This window comes from Streptomyces sp. NPDC026062, from assembly GCF_055568375.1.
Map to the genome: position 1 here is coordinate 284,424 of NZ_JBVHOQ010000005.1, position 14,068 is coordinate 298,491.

The 14,068-nt window shown below is 73.2% G+C and carries 11 protein-coding genes; 7 read left to right on the plus strand and 4 right to left on the minus strand.

Annotated features, from left to right (window positions below):
* Positions 1 to 53 precede the first annotated feature (53 nt).
* On the minus strand, positions 54 to 791 hold the full coding sequence (locus tag ACZ4LX_RS06880) for an SAM-dependent methyltransferase (protein ID WP_467638704.1): 738 nt from the start codon (positions 789 to 791) through the stop codon (positions 54 to 56).
* Between the two features lie 281 nt (positions 792 to 1,072).
* Between ACZ4LX_RS06880 and ACZ4LX_RS06885 the strand changes: the two genes are divergently transcribed.
* The 7 genes from ACZ4LX_RS06885 (at position 1,073) to ACZ4LX_RS06915 (ending at position 10,655) form a co-directional block, all read left to right on the plus strand.
* A complete protein-coding gene (locus tag ACZ4LX_RS06885; RefSeq protein ID WP_467638701.1) occupies positions 1,073 to 2,725 on the plus strand; it encodes an ABC transporter substrate-binding protein in 1,653 nt (550 codons plus the stop codon).
* A 47-nt stretch (positions 2,726 to 2,772) separates the two neighbouring features.
* Positions 2,773 to 4,899: a S9 family peptidase gene (locus tag ACZ4LX_RS06890; RefSeq protein ID WP_467638698.1), complete on the plus strand. Its 2,127-nt coding sequence runs from the start codon at positions 2,773 to 2,775 to the stop codon at positions 4,897 to 4,899.
* Positions 4,896 to 5,954, plus strand: a complete 1,059-nt coding sequence (locus ACZ4LX_RS06895; protein ID WP_467638695.1) for an ABC transporter permease — start codon at positions 4,896 to 4,898, stop codon at positions 5,952 to 5,954. Before ACZ4LX_RS06890 ends, ACZ4LX_RS06895 begins: the two co-directional genes overlap by 4 nt.
* The gene (locus tag ACZ4LX_RS06900) at positions 5,951 to 6,775 is read left to right on the plus strand and encodes an ABC transporter permease (protein ID WP_467638692.1); all 825 of its coding nucleotides are present in this window, start codon (positions 5,951 to 5,953) and stop codon (positions 6,773 to 6,775) included. Before ACZ4LX_RS06895 ends, ACZ4LX_RS06900 begins: the two co-directional genes overlap by 4 nt.
* Entirely contained in the window at positions 6,775 to 8,703 is a 1,929-nt protein-coding gene (locus ACZ4LX_RS06905) for an ABC transporter ATP-binding protein (protein WP_467638689.1), read from the plus strand. Before ACZ4LX_RS06900 ends, ACZ4LX_RS06905 begins: the two co-directional genes overlap by 1 nt.
* A 68-nt stretch (positions 8,704 to 8,771) precedes the next feature.
* Complete coding sequence (locus ACZ4LX_RS06910) at positions 8,772 to 9,383, plus strand: helix-turn-helix domain-containing protein (RefSeq protein ID WP_467638686.1); 612 nt, start codon at positions 8,772 to 8,774, stop codon at positions 9,381 to 9,383.
* Between the two features lie 309 nt (positions 9,384 to 9,692).
* Positions 9,693 to 10,655 carry an RNA polymerase sigma factor SigF gene (locus ACZ4LX_RS06915; RefSeq protein ID WP_467638682.1) on the plus strand — a complete coding sequence of 321 codons (963 nt, stop codon included), beginning with the start codon at positions 9,693 to 9,695 and terminating at the stop codon, positions 10,653 to 10,655.
* A gap of 197 nt (positions 10,656 to 10,852) precedes the next feature.
* On the opposite strand, the gene ACZ4LX_RS06920 is transcribed toward ACZ4LX_RS06915, so the two are convergent.
* From ACZ4LX_RS06920 to ACZ4LX_RS06930, 3 genes are all read right to left on the minus strand, one after another.
* The gene (locus tag ACZ4LX_RS06920; protein ID WP_467638679.1) at positions 10,853 to 11,758 is read right to left on the minus strand and encodes an NAD(P)-dependent oxidoreductase; all 906 of its coding nucleotides are present in this window, start codon (positions 11,756 to 11,758) and stop codon (positions 10,853 to 10,855) included.
* 56 nt (positions 11,759 to 11,814) lie between these two features.
* Positions 11,815 to 12,522: an adenosylcobinamide amidohydrolase gene (locus ACZ4LX_RS06925; protein WP_467639258.1), complete on the minus strand. Its 708-nt coding sequence runs from the start codon at positions 12,520 to 12,522 to the stop codon at positions 11,815 to 11,817.
* A 74-nt stretch (positions 12,523 to 12,596) separates the two neighbouring features.
* On the minus strand, positions 12,597 to 13,898 hold the full coding sequence (locus ACZ4LX_RS06930; protein ID WP_467638676.1) for an alpha/beta fold hydrolase: 1,302 nt from the start codon (positions 13,896 to 13,898) through the stop codon (positions 12,597 to 12,599).
* Positions 13,899 to 14,068: the final 170 nt, after the last annotated feature.

Sequence of the window (14,068 nt, forward strand, 5' to 3'; positions counted from 1 at the left end):
CGGCCCTGTTCACCGGGCCGCAACGAAGCCCCGCCCGGCGGCGCCCGCTCCGGTCAGCCGGCCGTCGGGCGCAGCACGAGGGTGACGAAGCCCCAGATGTCGCGGTAGACGCGCAGCCACTCGGTGCGGCGCACGGCCGCGAGGTCCAGGACCTCGGCACTGTCCGGGTGTTCCGGGTGGTCCAGGGCCCAGGCGGCCAGCGATCCCCAGCAGGACCACTCGTAGGCGTCGAGTTCGCCCCGGGTGCTGATGTGTCCGTGGACGGGCGTCCATCCGTCGGCGGCGACCAGGTCGAGGGTGGTCGCCAGGTCGGCGGAGTCACCGAGCATCTCGATGGCCTCGGGCGACGGTTCACGTTCCCAGTAGCCGTCCCCGATCAGCACCCGGCCGCCGGGTGCCAGCCGTTCACGGGCGGCGGCGAGGGTCGGCATCAGCCCGCCGAACACGTGCACCGCCCCGACGCTGAGGACGAGGTCGAACGGTTCCGGTGAGCGGAACGCGGCGCCGTCCTTCTGGTGCAGGGTGAGGCGGTCGCGGACACCGAGGCGGTCGGCGGCTTCGGCGGCCTGCCGGAGCGAGCCTGAGGAGATGTCGACGCCCTCGGCCCAGAGGCGCGGGTGACCGCTCAGGGCGCGCAGCAGCCACTCCCCTCCTCCGCAGCCGAGATCGAGCGCTCTGACGTCGCCGGGCGGGACCGCGTGGTCCAGGAGTGTGCGCACCGAGTCGTCGTCGAGGGGTGCCTTGACCGGGTGGGCGGTGTGGGCGAGGGCGGAGATCAGATCGTGGTTCACCGGCGCAGCCTGACAGCGTCGCCGGTCTGCCGCATGCCGTTTTCGGTGCCGCGCGGAACGCCCGGAGCGTGGCTCTCCCAGGACCATTCGTCCTCCGGTACGCGAATCCACCCATCGAGAATGAGTAGCCCCATTTCCCTTCACTTTCGCCGCATTTGACCCATTCGAATGTCCACCCCTTGGACGGTTATTAGCCACTCTTTGACGCCCTCAAAGCGTTCGGATACTGTCCACGCCCAGTTGGGCAGTGACAATGGACAAAGTGAGATGGGTGGTTCCCGATGACCTCGGAACCGGGTGGCAACCTCAGCCGACGCCGACTGCTGCACCTCGCCGGTGCCGGCATGGGTGTCCTCGCCGCGTCCGGTGTGCTGGCCGCGTGTGCGCCGCCGCCCCGGGAGGACTCCGGTGCCGCGGCGAAGGGATCGGGGACCGGTGCCCAGGGCTCGGACGTGCCGATCGGCGAACTGACCCTCGCCCTGCCCTCGTCCCTCTCCAGCCTGGATGTGGGACGCGAGTCCGGCGTCCTCAACTACCTGGTCGCGGTGCTGGCCCAGGAGTCCCTGCTCTCGGTCGACCCCTCCGGGAAGCTCGGCCCCGGGCTCGCGTCGTCCTGGAAGCAGCCCGACGCCAGGACGTACGTGTACACGCTGCGCCGCGGGGTCACCTTCACCGACGGCACCCCGTTCACCGCGGACGACGTGGTGGCCTCCATCGAGGCGATCCGGGACCCGAAGAACGGCTCCGCCCTCGGTTACGCCTACGCGGGCGTCGAGTCCGTGAAGTCCACGGGGGACCTCGAGGTCACCATCCGGCTGAAGGCCCCGGACGCCATGTTCGCCTGGACGACGACCGCCGGCGGTCTCCTCGTCAGCAGCCGCGCCTTCCTCACCCGCAACAAGGGCCGCGTCGGCACGGCGAAGACCCTGCTGCTCGGCACGGGCCCGTACCGGATCACCGAGTTCGCCGCCGACGACCACGTCCTGCTGGAGCGCAACGACGCCTGGTGGGGCGAGAAGCCCGCCGTCCGGAAGCTGAAGCTCTCCTTCGTCCCCGACGCGGGAACGCGGCTGGTCGCGATGAAGTCCGGTGCGGTGGACGGCGCCCTGGGCCTGGCGTCGGACGAGGCCCGCGGCTGGGAGTCGAGCGCACGCGTCACGTACACCGGCGACCGTTCCGTGGTGTCCCTGGCCTTCGACACCGCCAAGGCGCCCTTCGACGATGTGCACGTCCGACGCGCCATCGCCCACGCGGCCGACCGCGAAGGCATGGTGAAGGGCATCCTGCACGGCCGGGCCGAGGTCGCCGACGCCCTGCCCTCCCGTGAGATGTGGGGCGACCTGATGCCGGCGGACAAGGTCCGCTCGGGCTACGACGCCATACCCGTCCTGGACTTCGACCTGGACGCCGCGCGCGCCGAGCTGGCCAGGTCCGCGTCGAAGAACGGCTTCACGGCGGAACTGCACTACCCCAACAGCGGTCCTCAGCTGGGCAAGGCGGCGCTCGCGCTCGCCGCTTCGCTCAAGAAGATCGGCATCACGCTGAACGTCAAGGAGATCACCCTGGAGCAGTGGGTGGCGGAGCTCGGCTCCGGCAAGCAGCCGCTGCAGTTCCTGTGGTACTTCCCCGTCACCGGCGACCCGGCCGAACTGGCCGACCCGTACCTCAACGCGGCAGCCACCGCGACGGACATCGCGCACTACGACAACCACACGGTCAACACCGCGCTGGACACGGCGAAGTCCGCCACGGACAAGGACGTCCGCGCCCGGGAACTGATGAAGGCCGTGCAGACGGCCGGCGCCGACCTGCCGTACCTCCCGCTGTGGTGGGCGCAGACCGCGTCCGCGTTGTCCAAGGAGTTCGTGCTGCTGGACCAGGGGCCGTTCGCGTTCATCGGACCGTGGGCGACCCGGATCCGCAAGTCCGTCTGACCGGCCCCACCACCACCACCTCCTCCACCTTCAAGGAACGGACCCCCATGCCCAGTACCGCTGCCACCCTCGTGCGGCGCGTCCGCGAGGCGATGCTGCGCCTGGTCCACCCGGTAGAGGCCCGGATCAGCCCGGACGGCCGCGCCGTCGCCGTGGCAGCGGCCGGTCCCGAGCGGGCCGAACTGGTCCTCGCCCCGGTACCCGCCGGACTCGCCGGCGGGGGTACGGACACACCGCCGCCCGTACTCCGCGCGCCGGCCGGTCCGGACGCGCCGGCGGACCGTCACAGTCCGCGCTGGCTGCCGGACTCCAGGACGCTGCTGCACATCGCCGAGAGCCGGGGCCCCTCCGGAGCCGGGGTGTGGCTCGCCGCCCTGGACACGGTCACCGGCACCGTCCGCACCGTCGTCCGGGCACCCGGCGCCGTGGAGGAACTGCTGGTCTCCGACGACGGGAACCAGGCCCTGCTGCTCTGCGCGGCGGACGGCGCCGAGCAGGACGGCATGCACCTCGGCCTGCCCGTCCGGCTCGGAGCCGAACCGGCACCGGAGCGCTTCGCCCCCGGCACCGGCCGCCGGTCGCTGCATCTCGTCGACCTCGCCGAAGGCCGGGTGCGCGAAGCCGGACCCGCCGGGCTCACCGTGTGGAACGTCGCCTGGCGCGGCGGGACGACCGCCGTCGCGACGGTCGGCGAGGACACGCTGCCCGCCGGGTACTACGGTGCCCGGTTCGCCGCGCTGGACCTCGGCGCCCGCACCGCCAGGACCGTGTACACGCCCCAGGGGCAGCTGGGCTCCCCCGCGCTCGCCCCGGACGGACGGACCGCGGCGGTCTGCGAAGGCATCTCCATCGTCGCCGGACGCCCGGTCCTCACCGACCTGGCCACGGGGAACACGACCGTGGCGGCCGGTGTCGAGGACGCGACCTGGCTGCGGTTCGACGCCACATCGCCCGGCGCCCTGTGGTTCGCGGGCTGGGACGGGACAGGCTCCCGCGTCGGGCACACCGGCCGTCCCGGGGCCGTCCTCTGGTCGGGTCCTGCGACCCTCGGCGGGGCGGGCTTCCAGCCCGCGCTCTCGCTCAGCGGCGACGGACTGCTGGCCGCGACCGTGCTCGACGCGCCGGGGCGTCCGCCCGAGGCCGTCGTCGCCCGTACCGAGGGCCCCGGCGCCTGGGAGTGGACGCCCGTCACCTCGCTCAACACGCCGGGGGCCCCCGAACTCACCGCTGTCCGTACCGAACAGACCCACTGGCGCGCACCCGACGGCCGCACCGTTCAGGGGCTCCTCCTCTCCGGGGGCGAGAGCACCGGGCCCCGCCCCCTCGCCGTCCTCGTGCACGGCGGCCCGGCCTGGCTCTGGTCCGCCGGATACGCGCCGGGCGACGTACTGGGCCTCGCACCCGCCCTGGCCGCCGCCGGCTATCTGGTCCTGCTGCCCAACCCCCGCGGCAGCAACGGCCGGGGCCTCGAACACGCACGTGCCGTGGTCGGTGATGTCGGAGGCGCCGACCTGGACGACGTACTGTCCGGCGTGCGCCATCTGACCGACGCCGGGCTGGCCGACCCGGACCGCACCGCGGTCCTGGGCCACAGCTACGGCGGCTTCCTCGCCGCCCAGGCAGCGGCGCGCACCGATGTGTTCCGGGCCGCGGTCGTCGTCTCGGCGCCGACCGACTGGCTGAGCTTCACACACACCAGCAACATCGGCGGCGGCTACGACCGGACCTACGCGATCGGCGGCCCGGACGCTCCGCAGGAGCTGATCCGGCGCTCGCCGGTCTTCGCCCGGGGCGGCAGCGGCACCCCGACCCTCATCGTGCACGGCTCCGCCGACCGGGTCACCCCGATCGGCCAGGCCCACGAGCTGTACCGGTCACTGCTGCGGGCCGGCCGCGCGCCCGTCGAGCTGTACGTGTACCCCGGCGAGGGCCACGAGTTCACCGACGGACGCCATCTCCTGGATGCCTCGGCCCGGGTCGAACAGTGGCTCGCCACCCATCTGGCGCCGCGTCCCGCGGCCGCCCATCAGACCGCCGTGCGGGGGGAGGCTTCCCCCGAGCCGACCCCCGGCACGGCTTCCCAGGCAGGGCCGGACGGTGACACCCCCCGGAAACCGTCCGGTCCTGCCGTCCCCCACCCGGCTCCGGCCGTCCCGGAAGGCGGTACGCGATGACGGCCACCGCCCGTGCGCGACTGCGCGCCGCGCTCCCCGCCCGGCTCGTACTGCGCCGGCTCGCCGGCACACTGGGGCTTCTCGTCGTCCTGTCCGTCGCCGTGTTCGCGCTGCTCCAGGCCGCACCGGGCGACCCGGCCCAGACACTGCTGGGCCCTCGCAGCGCCACCCCCGAGGCGCTGGAGGCGGTCCGGGCCCGCTACCACCTCGACAGCCCGATGGCCGTGCAGTACTGGTACTGGCTGAGCGACGCCGTCCGGCTCGACCTCGGCACGTCGATCCGCACCGGTGAGAGCGTCGCCGCCGCACTGGGCGACCGCCTGGTGCTGACCGGTCAGCTGGTCGGCCTGGGATTCGCCGTGGCGCTGCTGCTCGGAGTGCCGCTGGGCGTCCTGGCGGGTCTGCGCAACCGGCGCGTCACCGACCGCGCGGTGCAGAGTCTCGGTGTGGTCGCGCTGTCCACCCCCGCGTTCGCGGGCGGGCTGGTGCTCATCTACGTGTTCTCGCTGATGCTCGGCTGGTTCCCCGCATACGGACCGGGCGAGGGTTCCGGCAGCGACCGGCTGACGCACCTGGTGCTGCCGGCCCTGGCGCTCGGACTCGCCGTCACCGCCGTCCTGCTGAAACTGACCCGGGCGGCCGTGATCCGGGAACTCGACCGGGAGCACGTCACGTTCGCCCGCGCCCGGGGCGTGCGGGAGCGGGACATCCTGCTGCGGTACGTGCTGCGCGGAACCGTCGTCCCCGTCCTCACCGGCGTCGGGCTGATCCTCGCCTACCTCCTGGCGGGAACGGTCATGGTGGAGCAGGTCTTCGCGCTGCCGGGGCTCGGCTCCCTGCTCGTCGACTCGGTCACCTTCAGGGACGTACCCGTCGTCCAGGCCGAGGCGCTGCTCATCGCCGCCCTCGTCTGTCTGGCCAACCTCGTCACCGACCTCGTACAGCCGCTGCTGGATCCCCAGCTGCGGACCGCACCCGCGGCAAGAACACCGGCGAGGGCGAAGGCTTCCGCCTCGGCGCCGGCGTCCGGCGTCCGTGAGGAGGAGAACGGATGAAGACCCGTAAGCCCCGCGGGTTCTCCCCGCTCACCGTCTGCTGCACCGTACTGCTGGTGCTGTTCGCGCTGGCCGCGGCGGTCGGCCAGCTGGTCCTGCCGGACTGGGACGCGCAGGATCTCGCGACCGGCGCCGCCATGCCGGGCGGCGGGCATCCGCTCGGCACCGACGAACTCGGCCGCGACATCGCCGAGATGGTGGTCGCAGGCGCCCGGAGCACCCTGGCGGGCGCGGCCCTGGTCGCGATCGGGTCCATGGTGATCGGCAATGTCCTCGGTCTCCTCGCCGGGTACCGGGGCGGCTGGATCGACACCGCCGTGCGGCGCTGGGCCGATCTCCTGCTGGCGCTGCCCGCTCTCCTGGTGACGATCGTCGTCGCCGGCATCGGCGGCGGAGGCTACGCACTGGCCGTCGGCGTCCTCGTGGTGCTGACGTCGCCCGCCGACATCCGGCTGGTGCGCTCCGCCGTGCTGGAGCAGCGGCACCGCGCGTACGTCGAGGCGGCGCAGACCCTCGGGCTGTCCGACTTCACCGTGATGACGCGCCACATCTGGCCCAATGTGCTGCCCGTCGTGGTGGCCAACACCCTGCTGAACTTCGCCGGAGCGATCGTCGCGCTGAGCTCTCTGTCCTTCCTCGGCCTCGGTGTGCCGCCCGGCGCCCCGGACTGGGGCCGGATGCTGTCCGAGAACCGCACCCTGCTGTACGACAACCCGTCCGCGGCCCTGGCGCCGGCCATGCTCATCGTGGCGGCGGCCGTCGCCCTCAATCTCCTCGGCGACCGGCTGTTCGAGGCGTTCTCCGACCGTGGGAGGTCCTGATGACAGCGCACCCGGCGACGGACAGCCGTACCGCCCCCACCGCACCGGCCGCCGGGCCGCTGCTCGCCGTCGACGGTCTCCGGGTGGCGGCCACGGCCGCGCCGGGCGGGCCGGTCCCGATCCTGGACTCCGTCTCGCTGGAGGTCGGCCGGGGCGAGTGCGTGGGCATCGTCGGCGAGTCCGGCAGCGGCAAGTCCCTGGCCATGCGTGCCGTGGCGGGGCTGCTGCCGTCCGGGACAGGGGTGACGGGCGGCTCCGTACGCATCGCGGGGCAGGAAGTCCTCACCCTGTCGCCGCGCGACCGGCACGCGTTGCGCGGCCGGCGCGTCACCCTGCTGATGCAGGACCCGTTCACCATGCTGCACCCTCAGCTCACCTGCGGGCGTCAGATCGCGGACGGCCTCCGCGGCCTCGACGGCGGGCGCCTGCGCAGGGACAAGGCGGCCCGGCGCGCGGAGGTGGAGCGGCGGCTCGCCGAGGTCGGTCTCTCCGCCGATGTCGCCGACCGCTATCCGCACGAGCTGTCGGGCGGGATGCGGCAGCGCGTAGCGGCCGCCGCGGCGCTCGCGGGCGACCCCGAACTGCTGATCGCGGACGAACCGACGACGGCCCTGGACGCCGCCAACCAGCACGCCGTGCTGGAGCTGCTGCGCGGTCTGCAGCGGAGCCGTCGGATGGGTCTGGTCCTCATCACGCACGACCTGCGGGTCGCCTTCTCCGCCTGCGACCGGGTGTACGTGCTGTACGCGGGCCAGGTGCTGGAGCACGGCCGCTCGCAGGAGCTCGAATCCGGACCGTTGCATCCCTACACCGCGGGTCTGCTCGCCTCCGAACCGTCCGTGCGGGAGCGGTTCGCGGAACTTCCGGCCATTCCCGGTTCCGTGCCCGCCCCCGGTACTCGCGGGCCGGGCTGCCCGTTCGCCGACCGCTGCGCCCACGCGGCGCAGGTATGCCGCAGCGCGCCGGTCGAGTTGCTGCCGCCCGGAGAGTCCGGGGAGCCGACCGACGGTACGGGCAGGCTGTCCGCCTGTGTACGGATCGCCGAAATCGGCGGCGCGCTCGCCGCACCGTCGGCGCGGCGGGCCGCCGAACCGGCCCCACTGCCCGGTGGGGGATCCGGCGAACAGCCGGACCTGGACGCGGCGCTGGTGGCCACGTCCGTCGACCGCACGTTCCGCTCCTCGGCCGGGGACCACCCGGCGCTGCGCGACGTGAGCCTGACGGTGCCGCGGGACGCGGTCGTCGCCCTGGTAGGCGAGTCCGGCTCGGGCAAGACGACGCTCGCCCGGATCGCGGTCGGCCTGGAGACGTTCGACGGCGGCACGGTGTCCGTGGGCGGGGTCCCCCTGCCCGCCGGGCGCCGTCCCGCGACGGCGGACCGGCGGCGTCTGGCGGAGCGGGTCCAGATCGTGTTCCAGGATCCGTACTCCTCGCTCAACCCGCTGCGCACCGTGGGCGCGACGCTGCGCGAGGCGCTGACCGCCGCCTCGGGCGGGCGGGACCGGGGCACCGCGTCCGGCGTGGAAGCGCTGCTCGCCCAGGTGGGGCTGCCGGGGTCGTACGCCTCGCGGCGTCCGGCCGCGCTCTCGGGCGGCGAGCGTCAACGGGTGGCGCTGGCGCGGGCACTGGCGGCCCGGCCCCGGCTGCTGATCTGCGACGAAGCGGTGGCGGCCCTCGATGTCTCGGTCCAGGCCCAGCTGCTCAACCTGCTCGTCGCCCTCCAGCGCGAGGAGGGCTTCGCGGTGCTGTTCATCACTCATGACCTGGGTGTGGTGCGGCAGATCGCCGACCGGGTCGCCGTGATGCACCGGGGACGGATCGTCGAGGAGGGCACCGCCGCCGAGGTCCTGGACGCGCCGCGGCACCCCTGGACCCGGCGGATGATCGACGCCCTGCCCGGGGCCGCCGAGATCGGCCGTATCAGCTGACCGGCCCGCTTACGGGGGGGTAGAGTGTGCCGCTGACCTGCGCGTACCACCGAGAGGGAGGAGGAAGGGTGTCCGAAGTGACCACCGCCGCCGGACCGCTCCCTGCCGCGCGGGTGCCGCAGTCCGCGTCCGGCGCCTCCGGGGTACGGGCATCGCTGGCCGGAAACCTCAACCGCCGTCGGCTCGCCCGTGGCTGGAGCCTGCGCGAGCTGTCGGCGGCGACCGGTGTCAGCAAGGGGCTGCTGTCCCAGATAGAGCGGGCCGAAGCCAATCCGACCGTCGATGTGCTGGTCCGGATCGCGGATGTGCTGGGCACCAACTGCACGGATCTGCTGCGCCAGCCGCTGCTGGAACCGGAGATCATCCGGGCCGCCTCGCTGGACGAGCCCGAGGACGAGACCACGGTCAGTCTGCTGTACGCGGGCCACGAGCAGGGCCGTACGGAGATCTACCGGACCCGGCTCCATCCGCACGCCCAGAGTCAGGTCAGCTCGCACGGCGCCGGCTCCGTGGAACACGTGCTCGTGATGTCCGGTCAGGTGACGCTGGTGGTGAACGACGTTCCCCACCTGCTGGAGGCGGGCGACACCGCACGGTTCTCGGCCCAGTGCAGCCACTACTACACGACCGAGGACTCGCCCGCGGTCACACACACGATCGTCGGCTATCCGCGCGACTGAGCCGTCGTGGCCGGTGCCGCTTCCGGCCACTGTCGTTTTCAGCCCAACCGCCGCCGGATATACGTCGGCAGGGCCTCCGGTGCCCGCGTCTGTGGCACCCTGGTGACGACCGCCCCACCGGGCTCCCCCGTACCGGTGGGGCGGTTCTGTGCGGCGGCGTCCGGCCGCAGGCCGCCGGGGCGCGTCACCGGGCCGCTGCCCGGCCATTGACGCACTGTCACATGATCAACTTCCGTTTGTGTGCATGAGAGCTCATCCACGGGGCATACGACAAGACCTCATGGCCTACCACCAGGGGAGCGTGACGAGATGACGACGCACACTGCGCGGACTGCCGGTGCGGAGCGAGCGGAGAGTGCACGGCCGGGACCGGCCGGCAACAGGACAGCCTCGGCGGCTGTCGCAGGGCAGCATGGGCTCACAGGCGCCGCACCGGCCCCCGGAGACCTCGGTGAACTGCCGTGGATCGAGGACGCGGGCAAGGTCGCGCCCACCGACGCGCGGGAACTGTCCCGGGTGTTCTTCGACCGGCTCCAGGTCCTGGAGGAGGGGACGCCCGCCCATCAGTACGCGCGGAACACCCTGATCGAGATGAACCTCTCCCTCGTCCGGTTCGCCGCCGGGCGGTTCAGAAACCGGGGCAGCGGCGACATGGAGGACATCGTCCAGGTCGGCACCATCGGGCTGATCAAGGCCATCGACCGGTTCGACCTGTCCCGCGAGGTCGAGTTCACCTCCTTCGCGGTCCCGTACATCACCGGGGAGATCAAACGATTCTTCCGGGACACCAGCTGGGCCGTCCATGTCCCGCGCCGGCTCCAGGAGTTGCGGGTCGACATCGCCAAGACCAAGGAGACACTGGCCGGCGAGCTCGACCGGGACCCCACCGTGCCCGAGCTCGCCGAACAACTCGGGCTGAGCGAGGGGGAGGTCACCGAGGGCATCGTGGCGGCCAACGGATACACCGCGGGTTCGCTGGACATGCCGGCCGCCGCGGCCGACTCGGGGAAGCACAGCCAGACCGGACGGACCTTCGCCGATGTGCTGGGCAGCCCGGACCCAGCCATGGAGACCGTCGAGAACCTGCATGCCCTGGCACCGTTGCTGGGCGATCTCGACGAGCGTGAGCGTCGCATCATCGACATGCGGTTCGGCCAGGAGATGACGCAGTCCCAGATAGGCGCGGAGCTCGGCATCTCGCAGATGCACGTCTCACGGCTGATCAGCCGGATTCTGAACCGGCTCCGCGACGGGATGTTCGTCGAGGAGTGAGCCGGGTGTCGGGGGGCTCCCGACGGACGCCCAGGGCTTCCGCGAGCGGGCGCCGGGTGCGCCGTACCCGTCCCCCGCGGTCACCAAGGGCCGACGGGCGGTCGTGCCGCCGCTCCCGCACCACGTGTGGGTGGTCCGCAGCGGAGAAGGCCCCGGGGTGCCGGAACATCCGTTCCGCTCCGGCACCCTGCGGAAGGTCAGGCGCCGTCCTTCGCCGGAGGCCGGCCGGCGTAGTAGGTGGCGATCATGTCCTCGTCGCCGTGCCCGGCCGCCTCGGCACGTTCGAAACGGGCGGCCGACGCCTCCGTCAGGTCCAGCCGGACGCCGGAGTGTTCGGCCGCTTCGAGGATGAGACGGGTGTCCTTGAGGGCCGTGGACACGGCGAAGCTCGGGGTGAGGTCGCCGGTCAGGACCGCGGCGGACTTGCCGTGCAGATAGGCGGAGTCGAGCGGTCCGCCCTTCATCAGGTCGAGGAACATCTGCGGGTCCACACCGAGTCCCTCGGCGAGATTGAGGCATTCCGCGACGCCGCCCACCATGTTGATCACCCAGGTGTTGACCACGAGCTTGAGCCGCGAGGCGGCTCCCGGTTCCTCCGCCACCCAGACCGTGCGCTGCCCGATCGCGTCGAGCACCGGTCCGGTCACCGCGCGGACGGCGGACGGTCCGGAGACGAAGACGGTCAGCATGCCCTGTTCCGCGGGCTGCCTGGTGCCGGAGACCGGGGCGTCCAGGTAGACGAGGCCGAGGTCCGCGGCACGCTGGGCCAGTTGGACGGTGGCCTCGGGTCCGACGGTGGAACTCTGCAGCAGGACCTGGCCCCGGTGCAGCCCGTCGGAGGCGGCGGTGAGGGCGGCGGCGACAGAGGTGCCGTCGTTGAGCACGGTGAGGACGACGTCGGCGCCGCGTACGGCCTCGGCCGCGGTGTCCGCCACGGTGGCACCGTCGGCGCCGAGCGGTGCCGCCTTGGCGTGTGTCCGGTTCCAGACGCGGACGTCGAGACCGGCACTGAGCAGGCTTCTGGCCATGGCCGAACCCATGATTCCGGTCCCGAGCACGGCGACGGCCGGCCGCTCCGGGACTGTGCCGGCTGCTGAGGTCATGAGAGGTTCTCCCTTCGTCGGCCGGGCCGGACCCGGCTTCGCGTCACTTCGGATGCTCAGGACGGCCGCAGTGCGCCTTCGAGGACCGCGGCGTGCACGGCCCTGGCGAGCCGGGCGCCCCAGCGCGACCGGGGCCCGGCGAACGGCTCACCGGCCCCGGTGTCCGGGGTGGGGGCGGGGGCCGCGACGCAGACGGAGTCGGTGGGGGTGCCGGAGCAGTCGAGTCCGGCGTCCAGGAGCGCCTGCACCTTGGCCTCGGTCGCCGTGGCGACGGCGTTGACGAGTGCGGCGTCGGTGAGGGCCACGGGCAGCGTGACGACGATGTTGACGGTCCCCGGCCTCGGCGGCCCCTCGGTGCCCTCCTCGGCTGCCGCCGCCCAGCCTCGTACACCGAGACCGCAGGTGACGGTCGCGGTGACCCCCTCGTCGGCGGCGGTCGTGTAAGCGGTGACGTCGGCGGCTGTCATCAGTCCGACGCCGGGGCCGGTGAGCCGTTCGGCCTCGGCGATCTCGGCCAGGTGGCGGTCGGGGTCCATGCGGGGATAGCCGCCGGGCACCTGGGCGTTGAGGATCCAGTCACGCGGGCCGATGCCGCCGCCCAGTACCGCACTGCTGCACACCCGCCAGCCGGGCCCCAGCCGCCACACGAGATGGTGCAGATCCCGGCCTTCCTCACGCCGGGCCAGCAGTTCACCGCGCTGTTCGGGCAGCCGGATGCGTACGGAACGGATGGGATACCCCCGGTGGTGCGGCAGGACGGCGATCGGCACGGGACCCGTCGATCATAGGCGCCGCGGGCGGGGCTCTCCCGGGGGCGCCCCGCCCGTCGCCGCCCGGGTCACGCTTCGCCGCGGGCCATGGCCATCAGCCGGTCCAGTACGGCGGCGTCGGCCCGGACGCCGTCGTGGGCGTAGGCGTCGGTCACCCAGGTGCGCAGCCCGCGTACGGCGGCGGCGGTGGCCAGGGCGTGCTCCCGGTCGACGTACATGTCGTCGTGGTAGACGGCGGCGAAGACGGGAACCTCGTTGGCGGCGAGCCGGTCCAGGTCGTAGAGGGCCGGCCAGTCGGTACGGGCGGCGAGCGCCTCGGCGGCGCCGCGCAGCGGGACGAGCGCCGGGTCCTCCTCGAACTGCCAGGAGTACACCATTTCGCCGGTGAACCGCAGGGGGCCGCCGGCGGTGGCGTCGAAGGCGGGGAACTCCTGACGGATCCGGTGGGCGGACCAGTCCGTGGGGCGGCCGCCCTGGGCGTAGATCGGTTCGTGGAGCGCGGCGTACAGGGGACGCTCGGCGAAGGACACCGCCGCGTCGACACCGCGCAGGAAGGTGTCGGTGAGCGCGGGCCCGTCGGGGCCCTCGGTGAACGCGGTCTCCAGGAGGTAGTGCAGGGAGTCGAACTTGGCGGCTGTGCCGAAGGTGATGCCGAGGGTCTGGAAGCGGCGCACCGTGAGGCGTTCCCCGGCCGGCATCCGGACATCGTGGGTGTCCAGGTGCGCGGCGACCGCCTCGGCGAGGGCCTGGTCGCCGGGGTAGCGCGCGAAGTAGCGCTCGTTGTGGGCGAGGGTGCGGGCGTAGGCGGCGCGGTAGACGTCGTCGGCGTGACCGGTGAGGGTCGGCAGCCCGCCGGTGATGTAGGCCCGGTCGAGGCCTTCGGGAGCGAGGGAGAGGTAGGTGAGGGTGGAGAATCCGCCGAAGCTCTGGCCGAGGACGCTCCATGGCCGGTCGCCCTGGAGGTGGCGGCGCAGGAGTTCCGCGTCGCGGACGATCGAGTCGGCGCGGAAGTGCGCGAGATAGCCGGCCGCGGCCTCGGAGTCCGTACCGAAGCGGGCCAGGGTGACCCGGTCGGCGGGGGTGGAGCGGCCGGTGCCGCGCTGGTCCAGCAGGACGACGCGGTATTCGGCCAGGGCGCGGCGCAGCCAGGCGCCTGCGGCGTTGGGGCGCTCCGCGCGGCCGCCGGGGCCGCCCTGGAGCCAGAGCAGGCGGGGCAGCTCCTCGTGCTCGCGGCCCTCGGCGACGACCTCACGGGCGAACAGGCCGATGGCGGGACCGTCGGGGGTGTGGTGGTCGAGCGGTACGTCGAGGGTGTGGTCGGTGCAGACCAGGCCGCCGTGGCGGTAGGAGACGGGGGCGGGGGTGGTCATGGGCGCTCCTTGCGCGTGGCGGTGCGGATTCACGGTGCCGGGCGGGGGCCCCCCCCGGGGGGGGGGGGGCCCCCCCGGGGGGGGGGGTGGGGGGGGGGGCCCCCCCGGGGGGGGCGATGTGGTCGTGGGGGGGGGGGGCCTATGCGCCGGGGGCCACGGTGGGGGCGCCC